Origin of the sequence: Streptomyces sp. NPDC060035, from assembly GCF_042736635.1 — a bacterium.
Lineage (GTDB): Bacteria > Actinomycetota > Actinomycetes > Streptomycetales > Streptomycetaceae > Streptomyces.
The window spans coordinates 270326-291096 of sequence record NZ_JBHWVO010000005.1 but is presented as its reverse complement, the minus strand read 5'-3'; the positions used below and the strand labels follow the sequence as shown (position 1 = coordinate 291096).

At 68.9% G+C, this 20771-nt stretch carries 17 protein-coding genes; 8 read left to right on the top strand and 9 right to left on the bottom strand.

The window, feature by feature from the left end; all coding sequences use genetic code 11:
- Positions 1 to 678: 678 nt before the first annotated feature.
- Entirely contained in the window at positions 679 to 2322 is a 1644-nt protein-coding gene (locus ACFWBQ_RS10520) for a hypothetical protein (RefSeq protein WP_385486256.1), read from the top strand.
- A 350-nt stretch (positions 2323 to 2672) separates the two neighbouring features.
- On the top strand, positions 2673 to 3527 hold the full coding sequence (locus tag ACFWBQ_RS10515; RefSeq protein ID WP_385486254.1) for an NAD(P)H-binding protein: 855 nt from the start codon (positions 2673 to 2675) through the stop codon (positions 3525 to 3527).
- A 260-nt stretch (positions 3528 to 3787) separates the two neighbouring features.
- Here ACFWBQ_RS10515 and ACFWBQ_RS10510 read toward each other — a convergent pair whose 3' ends face one another.
- Positions 3788 to 4348 carry an NAD(P)H-dependent oxidoreductase gene (locus tag ACFWBQ_RS10510; protein WP_385486252.1) on the bottom strand — a complete coding sequence of 187 codons (561 nt, stop codon included), beginning with the start codon at positions 4346 to 4348 and terminating at the stop codon, positions 3788 to 3790.
- 113 nt (positions 4349 to 4461) lie between these two features.
- Here ACFWBQ_RS10510 and ACFWBQ_RS10505 point away from each other — a divergent pair, with 113 nt between their 5' ends.
- On the top strand, positions 4462 to 5118 hold the full coding sequence (locus ACFWBQ_RS10505) for a TetR/AcrR family transcriptional regulator (RefSeq protein ID WP_385486250.1): 657 nt from the start codon (positions 4462 to 4464) through the stop codon (positions 5116 to 5118).
- Here the strand turns inward: ACFWBQ_RS10505 and ACFWBQ_RS10500 are convergent.
- Positions 5093 to 6319, bottom strand: coding sequence for a damage-control phosphatase ARMT1 family protein (locus tag ACFWBQ_RS10500; RefSeq protein ID WP_385486248.1), 1227 nt, complete (start codon positions 6317 to 6319; stop codon positions 5093 to 5095). The genes ACFWBQ_RS10505 and ACFWBQ_RS10500 overlap by 26 nt on opposite strands.
- A 168-nt stretch (positions 6320 to 6487) precedes the next feature.
- Here ACFWBQ_RS10500 and htpG point away from each other — a divergent pair, with 168 nt between their 5' ends.
- Together htpG and ACFWBQ_RS10490 are read left to right on the top strand one after the other, a co-directional pair.
- Positions 6488 to 8416, top strand: a complete 1929-nt coding sequence (gene htpG / locus ACFWBQ_RS10495) for a molecular chaperone HtpG (RefSeq protein WP_385486246.1) — start codon at positions 6488 to 6490, stop codon at positions 8414 to 8416.
- A 362-nt stretch (positions 8417 to 8778) separates the two neighbouring features.
- Positions 8779 to 9573: an SGNH/GDSL hydrolase family protein gene (locus ACFWBQ_RS10490; protein ID WP_385486244.1), complete on the top strand. Its 795-nt coding sequence runs from the start codon at positions 8779 to 8781 to the stop codon at positions 9571 to 9573.
- Between the two features lie 92 nt (positions 9574 to 9665).
- Here the strand turns inward: ACFWBQ_RS10490 and ACFWBQ_RS10485 are convergent, their stop codons facing one another.
- A complete protein-coding gene (locus ACFWBQ_RS10485) occupies positions 9666 to 11111 on the bottom strand; it encodes an MFS transporter (protein WP_385486242.1) in 1446 nt (481 codons plus the stop codon).
- A gap of 91 nt (positions 11112 to 11202) precedes the next feature.
- Between ACFWBQ_RS10485 and ACFWBQ_RS10480 the strand changes: the two genes are divergently transcribed.
- The gene (locus tag ACFWBQ_RS10480) at positions 11203 to 11760 is read left to right on the top strand and encodes a winged helix-turn-helix transcriptional regulator (RefSeq protein ID WP_385486240.1); all 558 of its coding nucleotides are present in this window, start codon (positions 11203 to 11205) and stop codon (positions 11758 to 11760) included.
- Positions 11761 to 11788: 28 nt separating this feature from the next.
- Here ACFWBQ_RS10480 and ACFWBQ_RS10475 read toward each other — a convergent pair whose 3' ends face one another.
- A complete protein-coding gene (locus ACFWBQ_RS10475) occupies positions 11789 to 12226 on the bottom strand; it encodes a nuclear transport factor 2 family protein (RefSeq protein ID WP_385486490.1) in 438 nt (145 codons plus the stop codon).
- A gap of 70 nt (positions 12227 to 12296) precedes the next feature.
- Positions 12297 to 13133 carry a class I SAM-dependent methyltransferase gene (locus ACFWBQ_RS10470; RefSeq protein WP_385486238.1) on the bottom strand — a complete coding sequence of 279 codons (837 nt, stop codon included), beginning with the start codon at positions 13131 to 13133 and terminating at the stop codon, positions 12297 to 12299.
- A 90-nt stretch (positions 13134 to 13223) separates the two neighbouring features.
- Between ACFWBQ_RS10470 and ACFWBQ_RS10465 the strand changes: the two genes are divergently transcribed.
- The gene (locus ACFWBQ_RS10465; protein ID WP_385486236.1) at positions 13224 to 15116 is read left to right on the top strand and encodes a S9 family peptidase; all 1893 of its coding nucleotides are present in this window, start codon (positions 13224 to 13226) and stop codon (positions 15114 to 15116) included.
- Positions 15117 to 15178: 62 nt separating this feature from the next.
- Positions 15179 to 15958, top strand: coding sequence for an SURF1 family protein (locus tag ACFWBQ_RS10460; protein ID WP_385486234.1), 780 nt, complete (start codon positions 15179 to 15181; stop codon positions 15956 to 15958).
- Positions 15959 to 16030: 72 nt separating this feature from the next.
- On the opposite strand, the gene ACFWBQ_RS10455 is transcribed toward ACFWBQ_RS10460, so the two are convergent.
- The 4 genes from ACFWBQ_RS10455 to ACFWBQ_RS10440 form a co-directional block, all read right to left on the bottom strand.
- Positions 16031 to 17380 carry a hypothetical protein gene (locus ACFWBQ_RS10455; RefSeq protein WP_385486232.1) on the bottom strand — a complete coding sequence of 450 codons (1350 nt, stop codon included), beginning with the start codon at positions 17378 to 17380 and terminating at the stop codon, positions 16031 to 16033.
- Positions 17377 to 17952, bottom strand: coding sequence for a SigE family RNA polymerase sigma factor (locus ACFWBQ_RS10450; RefSeq protein ID WP_329215230.1), 576 nt, complete (start codon positions 17950 to 17952; stop codon positions 17377 to 17379). Before ACFWBQ_RS10450 ends, ACFWBQ_RS10455 begins: the two co-directional genes overlap by 4 nt.
- 359 nt (positions 17953 to 18311) lie before the next feature.
- Complete coding sequence (locus ACFWBQ_RS10445; RefSeq protein WP_385486230.1) at positions 18312 to 19379, bottom strand: aspartate-semialdehyde dehydrogenase; 1068 nt, start codon at positions 19377 to 19379, stop codon at positions 18312 to 18314.
- Positions 19376 to 20647, bottom strand: a complete 1272-nt coding sequence (locus ACFWBQ_RS10440) for an aspartate kinase (RefSeq protein ID WP_385486228.1) — start codon at positions 20645 to 20647, stop codon at positions 19376 to 19378. Before ACFWBQ_RS10440 ends, ACFWBQ_RS10445 begins: the two co-directional genes overlap by 4 nt.
- Between the last annotated feature and the right edge of the window lie 124 nt (positions 20648 to 20771).

The following is a 20771-nucleotide window of genomic DNA, read 5'->3' as shown; positions in this document are numbered from 1 at the left end:
CCGAGGCGAGAGGGAGGCGACTCACCCCTCTCGCCTCAGCAAGGATTAACAGCTGGAACAGCGGGGAGAGCGGCTCGTGCCTTCAGTTGAGCAGCACCGAGAAACGCTAGATTATCTGATCGATTACGCCCGAATGAGCACTGTCTATTGTGTGGGACGCGGCGGAAGCATTGACGGACGAGAGAGGCTCGAAATCACAGGCTAAGGCATCCACTCTCAAGCTGAACGCTCATTGCTTTGCCCCTGGGTCACGGCATTTTTGAATGACGGACAGTTCTCGCGACGTGGCGAGCTCGCCCTTTCCAAGGATTCCGCGTGCCTCACCAGTTACCTTCACACGCGACGCCGTTCTGCCGTTCACGCAACGAGTGGCAGCTCCCATTCTTCGCGCGCTGTCGAAGCGGGGCCGATCGGTGCGCATCAGGTCGATCGCGCTGTCGAGCGCCATCCGGCTCCCCGCAGCAAGGCCGTGCGACAGCGGCTGGATCTGGCTGGACGCGTACGCCGAGCGGGTCGAGTTCCACTTCCTGGCTGCCTGCATCCCCCGAGCACCGTGCGCGCCTCACGCGCCCGCACCGCCGCCCATGACAGCCTCATCGCGTCCCCGAGCAATTTCGCCTGTACGACGATCTTGCAAGTAATCGAAAAGTCTGGCCTCGATAATCTTTGGTGGTTCACATGATCGACCTTTACGCGATCGGTCCTCGGCATCCAGGCACCGATCCCGCATGGACCACTATCGACATCCAGGGCACTGTGATCCAACAGTCCATCGGGACGACGAAGGTACTGGCGGGGCTGACTTACAACCCGACAACGCGGCTCTACTACACCGTTGCACCGACCAATCCGGAAGGCCCGCTCCTCTGCAGCCTGAGCACAGCCGGAAGTCTCCAGACCGTAGCCGCGGTCGGCCCGAAGCTGAACGGCGGGATCGCCTACCGCGGCCCGGAGAACCGCTTCTACGCGGTCTCGAACGACTCCGACGGAACCGCCAGACTCCATCGGGTCACCATGGGCGGCCAGACCACCCTGATGTTCCCGCTCGCCGTGGGCGTGGTCAGCGGCCTGACCTACGTTCAGGGAAGCGACACCTTCTACGCATTGATCACGCACGACAACTTCACCTGGTTCTACTCCATCAAGCTGAACGGGACCGTGACCCGGCTCTTCGGTGCCGGCCTGCGCGTGCTCGGCGGTCTGTGCCACTCGCCGTCGGAAGGCTTCTTCTACTTCGTGGCAAATCAAACCGACGGCTTCTCCCGGCTGTGGACACTCGCGCTCAACGGCAGCGTTGTCGACCGGATGGGCCTCGGTTACAGATTCAACCACGCCGCGATCAGCACGTCCCCGTGGTTCGGCGGGTCCATGAACATCAAGAGTCCCCTCGCAGGAGAGCGTTTCATCAGCGGCGAGGACACTTTGCTCGATGCGAATATCCTCAGCGTGACCGGGCCGTCCTGGAACAGCGACGGCATCACGTGGCAGTCGAGTCGTGACGGCCTGCTCGGCACGGGCGCGCCAACCGTCAAGCTGTCGACCGGAACGCATGTGATCACCGCTACGAAGGAGCGCTTGAAGCGGAGCGTCAGTGTCCGCGTATTCGCTGATCTGTGGGCGCTGTACCAGTCCCCACCGTCGCAGGCAGAAATCGATCGCGTGCTCAGCCACTTCTCGTTCGAATGGGTGAACGGCGCAGCTGGTGATCCGACCCAGCAGTGGTCCTCCTACCCCGGCTATCCGTTCAACCAGACCTCCCCGAACCCGTCGCGAACCGCCACCATCTGCAAGCTCGACGCGCTCCGGCATCAGCGTTTCCTCCAACCGCTCCCCTTCGGGTCTGCCCAGACCGTCTACGAACACGTGCGGCTGAACACCCACACGATCCGTGTCTCCCTGGGTACCGCGGTCAACATGGCAGGCGGCGGCGTGGTGAACCTCAACCGGACGTTCTCGTTGTGGTCGAACAACCCGTCGCAGCCGACTGTGGTCACCCCGTACGTCCACTCGCTGTACCTGTTCACTCACGAGTGCCGCCACAACGAGCCGGGCGATCCCAGTCATACCTCGTGCGCCACCGCGTGGACAGGTGCCCCCGGCATTCCGAACGGCATGGACGCGCAGTTCGAGCCCGGCAGCGGCTATACGCGCTCCGCCCTCTACCTCATGTGGGTCTACAAGTACGGCCGCTACGACTCCGCGTCGATCCGCACGGAGGCGAAGAACCTCGCAGCGACGTTCAAGGACCGCTTCTGCGCACGTCCTACGAGCACGAACCCACTCGTCCGGGCGCTGCTCACCGAACTGTGGAACGTTTCGTAGGCACCACACATGACGGCGCTCTCGCCACGGGGATTCGCCTGCCGGCGAGAGGCGTCGTCGTGAGACCGGCAGATTCGTCTCACCCTCCTGTCCCGTGGGCTCCGGTTCCTCGCCGAAGTGGACGTCGGATGGAGCCGTGGGAAGCCCGTGGACGTACGCGAGTTCGTTCTGTGGCTACGGACGTGCCACAACCCGGCGCGGGACCGGTGCCGCCCGGACGCGCCCGCTCCGCGTGCCAGGGGCCGTCGCCGTCGTCAAAGGCGCCTTGCGGGTGCCGCTGCGCCAACAGGGTCCGGTAGTCCCGAGGCTTGCGGACAGAACCTGGCCTAATGGCCTCCTACGGTCGTGCCATGACGCAGACGCAGAAGATTCTTGTCGCCGGTGCCACCGGAACCGTCGGACGCCAGGTCGTCGCCGAACTGATCGCCCGCGGCCACGCGGTCCGCGCACTCACCCGGGATGCGTCGAAAGCCACCTTCCCGGTCGGTGTCGAGGTCGTCCAGGGCGACCTGACCGAACCCGACAGCCTGATCCCGGCCCTGGAGGGCGTCACCGGCCTCCATCTGATCACCTTCGGCGCCTACTTCGTTCCGCTCGAGACCGGCCCGCGGATCCTGGAGCTGGCGCGCGCAGCCGGTGTACGCCGGGTCACCGTGCTGCACGGCGGCGGGGCGTCCCTGCTGGAGGACGCCGTGCGTGCCGACGACGGTGTGGACTGGACCGTGCTCATGCCGGTCGAGTTCATGGCCAACTCCCTGGAGTGGGCGGACGGGATCGCGGACTCGGGCGAAGTTCACGAGCCGTTCGTCTCCCGGCTCAGCGCCGTGGTCCACGAGGGCGACATCGGCGCTGTCGCCGCGGTCGCTCTCACGGAGGAGGGCCACGGAGGTCAGGAGTACGTGATCACCGGCCCCGAACTGCTGACCGTCGGCGACAAGGTAGCGACGATCGCTGCCGCCCGCGGCAGCGGGATCGCCCTGGTCGAGCTGACCGAGGAGGAGGCCGTCACGCGATGGCGGGCGGCGGGCCACCCGGAGGGGGTCATCGGCTTCCTGATCGAGGCGTACGGCAACACACCGGAGGTGGGCCGTACGGTCGTCGACACCGTCGAGAAGGTCACCGGCCACCCGGCCCGCACGTTCGCCCATTGGGCTGCGGAGCACGTGGACTCCTTCGCGGCAACAGTTCCCGCAGTCACGGGGTAGCCCCCTGGTGGAGTCGGCGTTGCTACTCCCGTGCCCGCCGGGACATCGAGCGCAAGCGAGAAGGCCGGTGCCCTCCTGGGGCACCGGCCTTCTCGTCAAGGTCGGGCGACGAGCCCGGGCTCGTCCTTCCGCGCCGCGACGGGCGCCCTCCGGAGCCGGACGCAGCCTCGCCGCCCAGCGCGGGTGCGGGCGGCGAAGTGGGTGTGCACGTCCGGGCGGCGGCGCGGCATCCTCGGCGCGCCGCCGTCGGGTGAGCTGCGTCAGGCAGCCGCGGTGGCGGTCTGCTCGGTCACCTGGCGGATGACCTCGGTCAGCGAGGTGACGACCTCGGCGTCGTCGGCCGGGTGGGTCTCGGCGAAGCGGGTCACGGAGCCGGGGATGGACAGCTTGGCGTCCTCGAGGACGGCGCCGCCCGCAATGCCGACTGCCTTGCGGGCCTCGTCCTGGGCCCAGACGCCGCCGAACTGGCCGAAGGCGGTGCCGACCACGGCGGTCGGCTTGCCGGTCAGGGCGCCCGCACCGTACGGGCGCGACAGCCAGTCGATCGCGTTCTTCAGCACGGCCGGCATGGTGCCGTTGTACTCGGGCGAGAACAGCAGGAAGGCGTCGGCCTGGCCGGCTGCCTCACGCAGTCGGGCGGCGGCGGCCGGAACGCTGCCCTCGACGTCGATGTCCTCGTTGTAGAAGGGCACCTCGGACAGGCCCTCGAACAGCTCGACGTCGGCACCCGCGGGCGCGTGCTTGACGGCGGCCTCGGCGAGCTGGCGGTTGTGGGAGCCGGCGCGGAGGCTGCCGACGAGGGCGAGGATGCGTACAGACATGGGGAACTCCTGGGAGACGGAGACTGCGGAGCAAGCGGACCACGGTCCGTTTAAAGTTGTACCACCGAAACGGACCGCGGTCCACTTTCCCTCTCTGGCGTTACGCTGAAGCCATGACCTGTCCCGCCCCTCCGCCCTCCGGGCCGCCCGAACCCGGCGAGGCGCGGACGCATCTCCCGCTCGCGCCGGCCGGTGAGCCGACGGAGCAGCTGCGGGCGGATGCGGCGCGCAATCGCACACGCCTGCTGGACGCCGCCTCCCGTCTGCTGACCGGGTGCGGTGCCGCGAACCTCACCATGGAATCGGTGGCCCACGCCGCCGGCGTGGGCAAGGGCACCGTCTTCCGGCGCTTCGGCGACCGCACCGGCCTCCTCCTCGCGCTCCTCGACCATCGCGAGGGCCTGCTCCAGGCCGCCTTCCTCTCAGGACCGCCACCCATGGGCCCCGGCGCCCCCGCAGAGGAGCGGCTGCACATCTTCGGCCCCGCGGTCATGCGCCACGAACGCGATCACCATGAGCTGATCCTGGCCTCCCGCACCGATCCGCTGCGCGCCTACACCGTCCCGGCAAACCGCCTGCGCCTCAGCCATATCACCATGCTGCTGCGCCAGTTGAACGTGGACGGCAACACGGAACTGCTCGCCCACACCCTGCTCGGGTCGATCGATACCGCCCTCGTCCACCATCTGACCCGCGAACGTGGCATCGCGATCGAGCAGTTGGAGCAGGGCTGGCACGACCTCGTCACGCGCCTCGTGGCGAAGCCGTAGCTCCCGAGCCTTTCGTTTGGATCAGGGCGTGCGTGCCACTGGTGCGCCACGCCCCGCCGGACGCCTCGAGCGCGCTCAGTGTCTGCGGCTCCAGCCCGACGACGACGTCGGACTTCAACGTACGCAGCGCGGCCACGGACCCGGGGAAGTACGCCGTACGGTCCGCGAAGGGCGTCGTCGCGTCCCACAGCCGGTCGCCCACGAGACGGCGGTAGTTGAGGTCGCCCTTCAGGATCGTGAGCGCACCCCCGCCCAATTCCTTCCGCAGGTCCTCGGGCATCTCCTCGTACGGCAGTGGCGCGCAGAAGAACACGTGCGTACGTACCTCCAGGCGCCCCGCACCCATCGCCTCCCAGAGACGCCGGCCGATCCCGCCCGCAGCACCGGGTGCCCGGACGAGACGGCGCAGGGAGTCGATGACATCGGTGGTCGTCGCGTCGGAGACGTAGTACGGACAGGGCTTCACGTGCAGCACGGCACGCTCCGCGTGGCCCTGCTCCAGCAGATGGTCGATCAGGATCAGGTCCGGGATCAGCTCCCGGCCGGCATTGTCGGCCACCACCGCGACGGTCGACGGGGCCCCCACGGGAAGCAGCGACCACAGCAGGGCGCTGTCGTCGGCGACCAGCCCCGGGTCCGCATCTCCCAGCGGTTCGTCCGCCGCCACCCGGAAACCGAGATCGGCACGGTTGCCCCACAGCGAGGCGTGCAGCAGAGCGGACGCCCGCTCTCCGGCCGGGGCGTCGGCGAGCCGGTCCAGGGACCGGAGCTCGTCGTCGACCGCGCTGCCGCTCAGTTCGGCCCGCTTGAAGGGGGCGAAGGGGTCGACCCCTTGCCATGGCCCTTCGTCGAAGTACTCGATGGCCGCGAGGAGCCTGCGGTAGAAGTAGCTCTCGGCCCAGAGGAACGGGGCGTCGAACCAGGACCGTCCGAAGTGCTCACGCCCCCATGCCTGCCAGATTCCGTGGTCCGGGGCTGCGGCGTCGAGCGGTTCGACGACCCCGTGGGTGATCTCGTTCAGCAGGGCATCGAGAGCCCCGTGCTGTCGAGGGCCGTACGGGAAGGCTTCGCGCACCTGTCGGATCAGCGCCGGATGACGCTCGGCCAGCACGCCCCGGGCGAACGAACCGGGCTCGTTGCCGAGGATCACCGGTGCGCCGGTGTCTCCTGCCGTCTCCGAAGCCGCTCGCGCATCACCCATGGGTCCCAGTCTGCCGGGTGACGGGGCGGGCCCGCCGTACGGGGCGCGTCTGCCTGCCGGGCGCCCGGCCCCCTGCACGCATCCCGGAACCGGCACATGGGCATCGCGAGGGCTGGTTACGATATGCCTCGGCTCAGATGACTTACCCCAGAAAGGGAACCTGCACCCATGCCGGCCGAGACATTCGAGTTTCAGGTAGAAGCGCGTCAGCTCCTGCAGATGATGATCCATTCGATTTACTCGAACAAGGACGTCTTTCTTCGGGAGCTCATTTCCAATTCCTCGGACGCACTGGACAAGCTGCGCCTCGAAACTCTCCGCGACGACACGATCCAGGCGGACTCGTCCGACCTCCATATCGCCGTCGAGGCAGATAAGGAAAAGCGCACACTGACCGTGCGCGACAATGGAATCGGAATGTCGCACGACGAGGTCGTGCAGCTGATCGGAACGATCGCGAACTCCGGTACGGCGAAGTTCCTGCAGGAATTGAAGGAGGCCAAGGACTCCGCAACGTCCGAGGAACTCATCGGACAGTTCGGTGTCGGCTTCTATTCGAGCTTCATGGTGGCCGACGAGGTCACACTCCTCACCCGGCGCGCGGGTGAGGACCAGGGCACGCGCTGGACGTCCAGCGGCGAGGGCACGTACACCGTCGAGTCCGTCGACGATGCTCCGCAGGGCACCGCGGTCACTCTGCGGCTCAAGCCCGAGGACGCCGAGGACCAGCTCTTCGACTACACGTCGCCCTGGAAGATCAGGGAAATCGTCAAGCGGTACTCGGACTTCATCACCTGGCCCATCCGCATGGCCGCCGCGTCGGCGGGTGAGGACGGAGCAGTGCCCGAGATCGAGACGGTCAACTCGATGAAGGCGCTGTGGGCGCGGTCGAAGAACTCCGTGACCGATGAGGAGTACAGCGAGCTGTACAAGCACATCAGCCACGACTGGACCGACCCGCTCGAGACCATCCGCATGCAGGCGGAGGGCACCTTCGAATATCAGGCGCTGCTTTTCCTGCCGTCCCACGCACCGCAGGACCTGTTCATGCAGGGGCACAAGCGCGGGGTCCAGCTCTACGTCAAGCGCGTATTCATCATGGATGACTGCGAAGCGCTCATGCCGACGTATCTCCGCTTCGTGAAGGGCGTTGTCGACGCGCAGGACCTGTCGCTCAACGTGTCGCGCGAAATCCTGCAGCAGGACCGCCAGATCGAGCTGATGCGCCGTCGGCTGGTCAAGAAGGTGCTCTCGACGGTGAAGGACATGATGTCCGCCGCCCCGGAGAACTACCGGACGCTCTGGAAGGAATTCGGCCGGGTGCTCAAGGAAGGCCTGCTCCAGGACTTCGAGAACCGGGACGCGATCCTCGAGATCTCCTCGTTCGCCTCGACCCAGGACGAGGAGGGGCTGACCACCCTGCGCTCGTACGTGGAACGCATGAAGGAGGGTCAGGAGCAGATCTTCTTCATGACGGGCGAGTCACGCGCGGCCATGGAGAGCTCGCCCCACATGGAGGCCTTCCGCGCCAAGGGCTTCGAGGTCCTTCTCCTGACCGATCCGGTCGACGAGGTCTGGGTCCAGTCCGTGCCCGAGTTCGACGGCAAGCAGCTGCAGTCGATCGCCAAGGGTGAAGTCGACCTCGACACCGACGAGGAGAAGAAGCAGGTCGAGGCCGAGCGTGAGAAGCAGCAGCAGGACTACGCCGGTCTGCTGACCTGGATGACCGGGCAGCTGGGCGAGAACGTGAAGGAGGTCCGGCTCTCCTCGCGGCTCACCGTCTCGCCGGCCTGCATCGTCTCGGACACGCACGATGCCACCCCGGCCCTGGAGAGCATGTACCGCGCCATGGGCCAGGAGGTGCCGCACATCAAGCGGATCCTCGAGCTCAACCCCTCGCACCCGCTGATCAGCGGACTGAAGAAGGCGCACGAGAAGGCGCACGCCGAACAGGACGCCGGCGAGAAGGCCGGTACGGAGCTGGCGGAGACGGCCGAACTGGTCCACGGGCTCGCCCTCCTGTCGGACGGCGGCGAACTGAGCGATCCGTCGCGCTTCAGCAGGCTGATGGCGGACCGACTGGAACGCACTCTGTAGACAGACCCGCGCACACGACTGCGGCCGCCAGGAGCCCCCTGGCGGCCGCAGTCGTGTGCGGGGCGTGACGGCAGTTGTGAAGGCGGATGCTCACGGCCTCACGGACTGCGGAGCACCCGCGAGCCGTACGCCTCGCGGTGACTCAGAGGAGTCACGGAGTGTCGTAGATGATCCACAACTTGACCCATCTGGGGGCCAGTTGAAGGTTTATCTACGCGCGGAGCATCGGCCCCCGAACGATCATTCGGGCATATCAGACGACTTCCTCCGCCGCCATTACCGGCGGGTACCGGGAGCTGCTACAAACGTGCTCGCCCCACGAACTCCCCACCCGTTCCCCACATTTCGAAGGGCTGGCAGTCATGTCAGTACGAACCTTCTGGGCCTCCGTATCCACCCTCGCGATCGCCGCCGTGGCCGCACTCGGCGTGGCACAGCCTGCGTCCGCCGCAGCCGACAACTACGTTGCTCTCGGTGACTCCTACTCCTCAGGGGTCGGCGCCGGGAACTACACCTCGGAGAGCGGTGACTGCAAGCGCAGCACCAATGCCTACCCGTCCCTCTGGGCGGCCGCGAACGCTCCGTCGTCGTTCACATTCGTCGCCTGCTCGGGCGCAACGACGGGCTCCGTCTCCAGCGGTCAGCTGGGCGCGCTGAGTTCGTCGACCACACTGGTCAGCGTCACGGCCGGCGGCAATGACGTCGGGTTCGCGGATGTCATGCAGACCTGTGTCCTGCAGAGCGAGGCCACGTGTGTGAGCCGCGTGAACACGGCGGTCTCGCAGATGGAGAACTCGCTGCCGAACAGCCTCAACTCGCTCTACGGCAACATCCGTTCGAGGGCGCCGCAGGCTCATGTGGTCGTGCTCGGGTACCCGCGCTTCTACAAGCTCTCGGGCAGCTGCATCGCCGGGCTCACCGAGACCGAGCGCGGAGCGATCAACAACGCGTCCAACGCCCTGAACGGCGTGCTCGCCAAGCGGGCAGCCGACGCCGGGTTCACCTTCTCCAGCGTGGTGGACGAGTTCACCGGGCACGAGCTCTGCTCGGGTGACGCCTGGATCCACAGCGTGTCGATTCCGGTCTCCAACTCGTACCACCCCAAGGCGATCGGACAGTCGAGCGGGTACCTGCCTGCCTTCCGCTCTGTGGCGTAACGCGCGTAGAAGCCCCAGGCGCACACGGCGGCACCACCGGGTCCGTTCGTTCCGGTGGTGCCGCCGCACTGCTGTCAGGCAGTGCACTGGCGTCAGGTGCGGCGAGCTTCCGGTGCGCGGTGGGCTTCCGGTGCGCGGTGGGCTTCCGGTGCGCGGTGGGGCAGCGTCAGTGCTGCGGCGGCTGCGAGTACGGCGGTGGCGACCGCTGCCCACCAGCCCCGGCGGAACGCGTCGAGTGCCGCTTCGGAGGCGGCGGGGGTGCCGAGCAGGGTGACCATCAGGGCGACCCCCAGAACGGCACCGGTCTGGCGGGCCATGGTGGTGACGGCCGAGCCGGTGGCGAAGCGGGCGGGCGGCAGGGCGGCGGCTGCGGCACCGACCAGGGTGGGCAGCGCGAAGCCGACCCCGATGCCGGTGATCAGCATGCCGGGGAGGAACCCGGTTGCGTAGTGGGGGTCGGTGCCGAGCGCCGTGGCCCACCACGCCAGCCCCGCGCCGGACAGCAGGCAGCCGAACGCTGCCGTCCGGCCGACGCCCAGACGGCGGACGACGGGGCCGGAGGTGACGGCGAGCAGCGGAACGACCAGTGGCCCGGGGGCGATCGCCAGGCCCGTACGGATCGCCGAGTACCCCCACACCTGTTGGCACCAGAGCACCGAGGTGAGCAGCATGGCCGCGAACGCGACCGTGAAGAGCAAGGACGCGAGCGTGGCGGCGGCAAAGGCGGGAGTACGCAGCAGAGGAAGCTCGATCACCGGAGCAGCGTGCCGGGCGGAACGCAGCAGAAACGCCGTGGTGAGGACGGCCGCCGCGAGGAGTGCGACAACGACTTCCGGCGAACTCCAGCCCCAGGCGTCCGCCTTGACCAGCCCGAGCGCAAGGGCGCCGATCGCAAGGGTGAGGAGCGCGGCGCCCATGAGGTCCGGGAGGCGGCCTTCACGGTCCGGGCGGGTGTCGGGCAGCAGCTTGGCTCCGGCCACCAGACCGGCCACACCGACCGGCACGTTCACCAGGAACACCCAGCGCCAGTCGGCCTCGACGAGCAGCCCGCCGACGACCGGGCCGAGGCCGGCGGCTATCCCGCCGATCGCCGCCCAGCCGCGAATGGCCTGCGGGCGGCGCTCCGGTGGGGTACCGACGAGAAGCAGGGCGAGCGAGGTCGGCATCAGGGCCGCGGCACCGGCGGCCTGGAGGACACGGGCAGCGACCAGCCAGCCGACGTCGGGCGCGAGCGCACAGAGGGCGGAAGCGACCGTGAAGACCGCCAGGCCCAGCAGAAAGCCACGGCGGTGGCCGTACCGGTCGGCCAGTCGGCCCGCGACGACGAGCAGGGCGGCGAAGACGATCGCATACGCGTTGAGTACCCACGAGAGCGAGGAGAGCGAACTGCCCTCGAAGGCGTCGCCCAGTGCGGGAACAGCCACGTTGACGATGAACAGATCGAGATTCACGACGAAGACACCGGCCGAAACGATCCAGACGAATCCGCGGGAGGCAGTGGGCGCGGGGGATGCGGGGGATGCAGGGTGCGGGGGCATCGAAGAGTCAGAGGGAGCAGGTGGGTTTGATTTTCCAACTGTCATGACGGCAAGCTAGCGCCAGTAAGTTTGAGATGGCAACCTGGTAGGGATGAGTGCCTCGGAGAGTCCTGCCGCCGGCAGCCCGGCCGTAACCCGCCCGGCTGCGATCCGCCCCGCCGCCACGCTGCCCGGGCGGCCCTGTTCCGCCGCCGCCACGCTCCAGGTGGTGGGCGAGAAGTGGGCCCTGCTCGCGGTGCGCGAGATCTTCTTCGGCAACCACCGGTTCGAGGCGATCGCCCGCAACACCGGTGCGCCCCGCGACCGGCTGGCCGCCCGGCTGCGCACGCTGGAGGAGGCGGGGGTGATCGAGCGGCGGCCCTACAACGAGCGCCCGCCGCGCTACGAGTACCACCTGACCCCGTCCGGCCGGGATCTCGCTCCGGTCATCCGGGCGCTGCTGGACTGGGGCGACCGCTGGGTCAACGAGGAACCGCCGGTGGTCATGGTCCACGATCCGCACACCGCGGGCGCGGAGGAGTCCGCGCACGACCTCGATGCCTCATGGGTCTGCCGCACCTGTGGCGAGGAGGTCGCCATGAACACCCTCACCGTGGACGTTCGAGCCCCCGGCTGGGACCGCGCCGGCCCGGTCGCGGCGTCGCAGTAGCAGCCCCAGCGGCAACGGCAGCGGCAGCTCAGTACCGCTCGACGAGGTGCTCCCGGCCTGCCGGGGGCTCGTACGGCTCGGGCCAGAAGTCCGTGACCGCGGTGATCCGCCCCTCGGCGTCGAACGTGAAGAAGTGGATGGCGTGCATCCGGTCGAGGCCGACCGTGACCAGGGTCCGGGCCGCGGCCTGCAGTCCTTCCCCATCGGCCACGATCCGCTCGATCCGGACGTGCCAGTCCCCCGGAAAGTCCCGGTTGAACTCGACGTACCGCTCCTTGCCATGGATCCGCTCACGGCTCTGCGGAAGGTCGTAGACCACGTCGTCGGCGAGTGTCGCCGCGAAGGCGTCCCAGTCGCGGGCTTCGGCCGCGGCCCAGTACGCCTCCACCGCGGCCCGCACCTCGGCCGTCCCGACAGCCCTGCCGGGCGTGCCGGACCCGTCAGCCACACCCGTCCTGTCAGCCATGTCAGCCATGTCAGTCATGCGAACGAGTGTGACCCCCACCACTGACAATCGGCGGAAAACCCCGGCCCGGTCAGCCGCTGACCGGCCTCGACGCCTTGACCGAGTACATCATCGGGATGCGCGGACGGTCCGCCGCGAAGCGGTAGTAGCCGTCCGGGTGCCGCTGCAGCGCCGGGTAGCGCGCGAAGAGCGAGGCATCGTGCTCGTGCAGGAAGTCGATCCGCAGCCCGGCCGCCGCCAGCGCCGAAACCACATCACCGACCGGGTGCTGCCATTCGACGCTGCGGTTGTGGACCGTCGCGGCGTCGAAGTCGGCGTACGTACCCGGTGCTTCCTCCACCCAGGGGTCACGGCTGAAATAGTCGTACGTGATCGTCGAGCCGGTCTCGTCGTCGAGGCAGTCGGTCAGCGGATGGAACTCCGCGAGGTAGAGAAATCCGCCGGGAGCGACCAGCGAGGCGACGATTTCCGCCCAACGGTCCACCTCCGGCAGCCAGTTCAGCGCTCCGATCCCGGTGTAGACGATGTCGTACGAGGAGTCGGGCACGGCCTGCGCAGCGTCGTACACATCGGCTGCCACGAAGGCCGCCCGCTCCGGCGGCAGCCCCAGCGAGCGCGCCAGCCCGCGGGCCGTCTCGACGGCGGGCTCGGAGAAGTCGAGGCCGACGACATGCGCGGCACCGTGGCGGGCCCAGGAAAGGGTGTCGAGCCCGATGTGACACTGCAGATGCAGCAGCGTGCGTCCGGTGACGTCTCCGATCTCGGCGAGCTCGAAGTCGCGCAGGGAGTCCTTGCCTGCGCGGAAGGCATCGAGGTCGTAGTAGTCGCCGGCGGCGTGAATGGCCACGCGTTCGTCCCAGCGTGCACGGTTCGCTTCGTGCCAGTCGTCAGGCGTCGGTGCATACATGCCGGGAAAGTTACCCACAGGCTGGGGGAACGTGCGAACAGTTATCCACAGGCCGCCCGGCGTCACGGCCGTATCGGGTTGGATGGGGCCATGAGCGACACACAGAACGACGCGTCCGTACCTGATCGGGAGCATCGGCCGAAGCGGGACCAGCTGCCGGAGTGGGAGCAGCGTTTCCGTGCTGCCCGTGTGTCCCTGCCCGACTGGGCGGAGGACGCTCCCGACCGCTCGCTCTTCGTCTCCAACGCCACCGGCACGTACGAGCTGTACGCATGGGACCGGGCGACCGGGGAGCAGCGCCAGGTCACGGACCGGCCCAACGGGACGACCGACGGGGTGCTGACGCCGGACGGCGAGGCCGTCTGGTGGTTCGCCGACACCGACGGCGACGAGTTCGGCGTGTGGATGCGGCAGCCCTTCGGCGGCGGCGCGGACAAGCCGGCCGCTCCCGGTCTGGAGCCTTCCTACCCCGCCGGTCTCGCGATCGGACGCGACGGGACAGCGGTTGTCGGCCGGTCCACGGACGAGGACGGCACAACGATTCACCTCGCGCGCCCCGGGTCCGAGCCGGCCGTGATCTACCGGCACCGGGAGTCCGCCGGGGTCGGAGATCTGTCGCACGACGGCAGCCTGATCGCCCTGGAGCACACCGAGCACGGGGACGCGATGCACTCCGCCCTGCGAGTGGTGCGCCCGGACGGTTCGACGGTCGCCGAGCTGGACGACACCGAGGGCGGCACGAAGGAGCTGGGCCTGTCGGTGCTGGGCTTCGCCCCCGTCGCCGGTGACACCCGGCTGCTCATCGGGCATCAGCGCCGCGGCCGCTGGGAGCCGATGATCTGGGATCCGGTGGCCGGCACGGAGACGGACCTGCCGGTCGATCTCCCCGGCGACGTGGGCGCCGAGTGGTATCCGGACGGGGCCGCGCTGCTGATCGAACACAGCTTCGAGGCCCGCAGCGAGCTGTGGCGGTACGAGCCGGGCGCGAAGGGGCCGGTGCGCGTCGAGACACCCGCCGGCACGGTGTCGGGCGCCACGGCACGCCCCGACGGCACGGTGGAGTATCTGTGGTCGTCGGCCGCGCAGCCGCCCGCCGTACGGTCCACGACGGGCGCCGTCGTCCTCGATCCGCCCGGCGCGAAGGCTCCCGCTTCCGTGCCCGTGCAGGACGCCTGGGTGGACGGTCCCGGAGGACGCATCCACGCCCTGGTGCAGACACCCGCCACCGGTGACGGCCCGTTCCCCACGGTCTTCGAGATACACGGCGGGCCCACCTGGCACGACAGCGACGCGTTCGCGTCCGGTCCGGCGGCCTGGGTGGACCACGGTTTTGCCGTCGTACGGGTCAACTACCGCGGGTCGACCGGCTACGGGCGCGCCTGGACGGACGCGCTCAAGCACCGGGTCGGGCTGATCGAGCTGGAGGACATCGCCGCGGTCCGGGACTGGGCGGTGAAGTCCGGGCTCGCGGACCCGGCGCGGCTGGTCCTCGCCGGCGGCTCGTGGGGCGGTTATCTGACTCTGCTCGGGCTCGGTACGCAGCCGGATTCCTGGGCGCTGGGGCTGGCGGCGGTCCCGGTCGCCGACTATGTCACCGCGTACCACGACGAGATGGAGGCCCTCAAGGCGATGGACCGCACGCTGCTGGGCGGGACACCTGAGGAGGTACCGGAGCGGTTCGAAGCGTCGTCCCCGCTGACGTACGTGGATGCCGTGCGTGCCCCGGTCTACATCTCGGCGGGTGTCAACGACCCGCGCTGCCCCATCCGTCAGGTGGAGAACTACGTGGACCGTCTCGCCGTGCGCGGCGCCGTCCACGAGGTGTACCGGTACGACGCGGGGCACGGCTCGCTCGTCGTGGAGGAGCGGATCAAGCAGGTCCGGCTGGAGCTCGACTTCGCGCTGAGGCATCTGGGACAGGCAGCGGGAGAGGCCGCTGGACAGGCAGCGGGGCAGGCAGCTGAGGCATCCGGGCAGGAATAAGGCGCGGATAAATGGTGCACCCCGCTCCGGGCGTCCGGAGCGGGGAACCGTACCGTGGAGGGGTGTACCGGTTCCTGCTGACCCCGCGATGGTGGGGGATCAACCTCTTCGTCGTGCTGGCCATCCCGTTCTGCGTGTTCATGGGCACCTGGCAGCTCGGCCGCTTCGAGGACCGCGTGCAGTCGCACGAGGAGGCCGAGCAGCAGCCCGATCCGGGCACCCGGACCGCGAAGCCGCTCGCCGAGCTGCTGCCCGTGGACCAGAAGACCTCCGGCCGGCCCGCCGTCACGACCGGGACGTACGCCGACCAGTTCCTGGTCCCCGGGCGCACGTTGGACGACCGGGACGGCTTCTACGTACTGAACCTGCTGCGTACCGACAGCGGTAAGGCCCTCCCGGTCGTACGGGGCTGGCTGCCCGGCACCGCGGGTCGCGCCGATGTGCCCGCGGCTCCGGCCGGCGAGGTCACCGTGACCGGCGATCTGCAGGCCTCGGAGAACACCGGCAGCGACGGTGTCAGCACCAGGGGCGGGCTCCCCGAGGGCCAGCTCGGCATGATCAGCGCCGCATCCCTGGTGAACCTCGTCCCGTACGACGTGTACGACGCCTGGGTGACCCTGACCGAGCCCGAGGCGGGCGGTACGGGCGGTTCGATGAAGCCCGTGCCCGCGGCGGCGGCACAGGGCAGTGGGCTCGACCTGAAGGCCTTCCAGAACCTCGGCTACACCGGCGAGTGGTTCGTCTTCGGCGGCTTCGTTCTGTTCATGTGGTTCAGGCTGGTGCGCCGCGAGGCGGAGGCCGCGCGCGACGTGGAGCTGGGACTCGCGGCCGACGCCGACTGAGAGTGCAGGTACGTCGAGAGGCCCGCCGGACCGGATCCGGCGGGCCTCTCGACATACGTACTGTCGTACCGGCTACGAGGCGTTCAGCACACCCGTGCGGTAGATCGTGCCCGCGCAGGCGTGGGGGATCGTGGTCTCCGCCGTCGGCGCTCCCGCCTCCGGGGTGTGCGTCACCGCGACACTCCCGTCGGCCGGGCCCTCGTCCGCGCTGCCGAACTGCGGCGACATGTCCGCCGCCGTCCCCGATCCTGCGGCACCACCACCTCCGTCGCCCTCGGTGGGCGTCGGGCTGGGCGAACCGCCGGTCGTCGGACAGGTCTCCGTCGGCACCCAGGCGAACTGCACCTCGTACGCCATCGTCGGCTTCAGCAGCACCGTCCCGGGCTCCAGCGACGGATCGGGCAGCCCGGCCGCCGGGTCACCCGAGGCGTGCTGCACGACCACGATCTTCTGCGGGTCGGCGGCGCCCGCCGCCTGGAAGCCGACCGTGCCGTTGCTCGTCACCGAACAGCCCTTGCCGGACGCGTTGGCGATCCTGAAGGTCCCGTACACCGTGCCGTCCGCGCCTGCCTCGCCCGTCTGGGCGGAGGCGACACGGAGCTGGCTGGGGTCACAGGCCGGCAGGGCCGCCGCCTCGGACTGCGGCGAGTCGTCGGTGCCGGTCCCGTTGCCCTCGGTGTCCGAACCGTCGTCCTGCGACGGCGTCGTGGAGTTGCCGGTTTCGCCCTTGCTGCCCTGGTTCTGCTGGTCGGCGGGGTCGGCGTTCTGCTCACCGTCGGCCACGGCGCCCGAATCCTCGCCGTTGCCGCCCTGGGCCTGCTCGCCGTGACCGGCGATAGCGGGATTGGCACTGTCCGCGCCGTCCGAATTCGCCACATGGACGAAGGCGGGCACCGCCGTACCGATCAGGAGCGCCGCAGCTGCCGCGCCCACCACGGCCTGACGCCGCTTGGCGCGCCGGGCGGGCACCGCACGGTGCAGGTGGTCGAGCGTGCCGTCCGGGGGTTCGAGACTCCGGACGGCGCCGTGGAGCATGCGGCGCAGCGCGGCCTCGTCCATCTCCGCCGTACCGGCGCGGCCGTTCCCGAAGAGTTCGGTCAGCGTGCCGCCTCCGCCGGACGCACCGGCATCGGCACCGCCGGCCTCTTCGGCCCTGCCGGAGGCGGCAGTCCTGCTGCCGGAGGCGGCAGCCCTGCCCGAGGCATCAGCCCCGCCCACTGCGTCGGCCCCGCCGGAGGTATCAGCCCCGCCCACTGCGTCGGCCCCACCGGAGGCGCCGGAGGCGACGCCCGCGACCGCATCCCTGCCCTGCTCCCGCTGACCGCCGTGCTCCGGCTCGGTGTTCGGGGTCTTCTCCGGCCCGTGGTTCACAATTCCGTTTCCAGTCCGGTCATCGTCGTGCCTGTGTTCGGGCCCGCTCATGCCTGCGCCTCCATCACGACGCGCAGTGCCGCAATGCCCCGGGAGCCGTACGCCTTCACCGAACCGAGCGATATCCCCAGCGTCTCCGCGACCTGGGCCTCCGTCATGTCCGAGAAGTAGCGCAGCACCAGCACCTCGCGCTGGCGGCGCTGCAGCCCCTTCATCGCCTTGATCAGCGCATCGCGCTCCAGCTGGTCGTAAGCCCCCTCCTCGGCGCTCGCCATGTCCGGCATCGGCTTGGAAAGCAGCTTCAGCCCGAGAATGCGGCGGCGCAGCGCGGACCGGGAGAGGTTGACCACGGTCTGGCGGAGATACGCGAGCGTCTTCTCCGGATCGCGCACCCGGTTGCGCGCCGAGTGCACGCGGATGAACGCCTCCTGCACCACGTCCTCGCAGGACGCGGTGTCGTCCAGCAGGAGGGCTGCGAGGCCCAGCAGCGAACGGTAGTGGGCGCGATAGGTCTCGGTGAGATGGTCGACCGTGGTTCCTGCCGCCACCGTCTCGTCAGCGCCCTCGCGCTGCGACGGCAGCGCGGTGGGCCGCGCAGCGGGCATGGGCGCAATCACCGGCATACCGCCGGCTGCGCGGGGCCGCCGGAGCGGGCGCACCGAAGCGCCGCGCAACGGGCCCACCACTGTGATGTCGAGAACCTCTGCCACGCCAGTTGGACACGCTTCCCCCCGTCAGGGTTGTACGCGAACGGCACCGCGTTCGATGCTGTGCGACATGCCCTCATTCGTACCTGCTCTTCCACAAATGCCCCGAAAACACATCCAGCCATGCAAGAAGTGACGGCATAGACGCGCCGCTTCCGGCTAGCGGTTGCAGGGGGCCAGGAGATCATCGTCGGATATGGCAACGCCCCAGCTCAAGAGGTTCAGACCAGCAAGTTGCCCACCGGCCGCACACAGATCCTACAAAACTGGTTCGATCAGGCCCGAGGGAATTCCGCGGCCACGGATTCGGCGATCTGGGCCACATTGAGAGCCGCACCTTTTCGGAGGTTGTCTCCGCAGATGAACATCTCGACGGCCCGCGGGTCGTCCATCGACTGCCGTACCCGCCCCACCCAGGTCGGGTCGGTGCCCACCACATCGGACGGCGTGGGAAAGTCGCCGGCTGCCGGACTGTCGAAGAGCACCACTCCGGGCGCGGTCGCCAGGATCTCGTGCGCCCGGTCCACCGCCACCTCGCTCTCGAAGCGGGCGTGGACGGACATGGAGTGCGTCGCGATGACGGGTACGTACACGCAGGTCGCCGTGACCTTCAGGTCCGGCAGGCCCAGGACCTTGCGGCACTCCGCGCGGATCGCGAGCTCCTCGGACGACCAGCCGTCCCCCGCATCGGTACCCGCCCACGGCACGACGTTCAGCGCGACAGGAGCGGCGAAGGGACTCCTGGCCCCGTCGTCGCCCAGCGCCCGCCGTACGTCCCCGGGGCGGGTGCCCAGCTCCGTACCGGCCACCAGCGACAGCTGCTCGCGAAGCGCGGTGACGCCGTCACGGCCCGCGCCGCTCACCGCCTGGTAGGACGAGACGATCAGCTCCCGCAGCCCGAATTCGGCATGCAGCGCGCCGACCGCGACGATCAGCGACAGCGTCGTGCAGTTCGGGGACGCGACAATGCCGCGCGGCCTCAGCCGCGCGGCATGCGGGTTGATCTCGGGGACGACCATCGGCACGTCGTCACTCAGACGGAACGCCGCCGAGCCGTCGATGACCACGACACCCTTCGACGCGGCGATCGGCCCCCACTGTGCGGACACCTCGTCCGGCACCAGGAACAGGGCCACGTCCAGGCCGTCGAACACGTCCTCGCCGAGCGCGAGGACCTCGGTCTCCTCACCGCGTACGACCAGCTTGCGGCCGGCGAGACGCGGTGAGGCGATCAGCTTCACCTCGCCCCAGACATCCGCGTGCTGCGAAAGGATCTGGAGCATGACGCCACCGATCGCCCCGGTCGCGCCTACGACCGCGAGCGAAGGGCGGCGCTGCGTCATCGGCCGGTGCCCCCGTACACGACAGCCTCGTCGGAGTCGCTGTCGAGACCGAAGGCGGTGTGCACGGCGCGCACGGCCTCGTTGACATCGTCGACGCGGGTGACCACCGAGATACGGATCTCGGACGTCGAGATCAGCTCGATGTTCACGCCGACGTCGGACAGCGCCTCGAAGAAGCCCGCAGTGACACCCGGGTTGGTCTTCATACCGGCGCCGACCAGGGAGATCTTGGCGATCTGGTCGTCGTAACGCAGCGACTCGAAGCCGATGCCCTCCCGGCAGCGCTCCAGGGCGTCGATGGCCTTGCGGCCCTCCGCCTTGGGCAGGGTGAACGTGATGTCGGTCAGACCGGTCGACGCGGCGGAGACGTTCTGCACCACCATGTCCATGTTGATCTCGGCGTCCGCGATGGCGCGGAAGATCGCCGCGGCCTCGCCGGGCTTGTCCGGCACGCCGACGACCGTGACCTTGGCCTCGGAGACGTCGTGGGCGACTCCGGAGATGATGGCGTGCTCCACCTGCTGGTCCCCTTGCGGCTCGTTGCTGACCCAGGTTCCGCGCAGTCCGGAGAAGGACGAGCGTACGTGGATCGGGATGTTGTAACGGCGTGCGTACTCGACGCAGCGGTGCAGGAGCACCTTGGAGCCGGACGCGGCCAGCTCCAGCATGTCCTCGAAGGAGATCCAGTCGATCTTCTGGGCCTTCTTCACGACCCGGGGGTCGGCGGTGAAGACACCGTCCACATCGGTGTAGATCTCACAGACCTCGGCGTCCAGCGCGGCGGCCAGCGCGACAGCGGTGGTGTCGGACCCGCCGCGGCCGAGGGTGGTGATGTTCTTGCCCTCCTGGCTCACGCCCTGGAACCCCGCGACGATGGCGATGTTGCCCTCGTCGATCGAGGTCCGGATGCGGCCCGGCGTGACATCGATGATGCGCGCTTTGTTGTGGACCGAGTCGGTGATGACACCGGCCTGGCTGCCCGTGAACGACTGGGCCTCGTGGCCCAGGTTTTTGATCGCCATCGCCAGCAGGGCCATGGAGATCCGCTCTCCGGCGGTCAGCAGCATGTCGAATTCACGCCCGGCAGGCATCGGGGATACCTGCTCGGCGAGATCGATCAACTCGTCCGTCGTGTCGCCCATCGCGGACACCACGACAACCACCTGGTTGCCGTTCTTCTTGGCATCAACGACTCGCTTGGCGACGCGCTTGATGCCCTCGGCATCGGCTACGGAGGAGCCTCCGTACTTCTGCACGACAAGGCCCACGTGCGCTCCTCGCTCAATAATGGTGCGGTCGGCTCAGTTTAACGAGCAGTCCGGAATGGACCCGCTCCTACCAGATGGTGAGATGTCCCGCCCACCAAGTGGTCCGGCGTGTCGCTCCGAACTG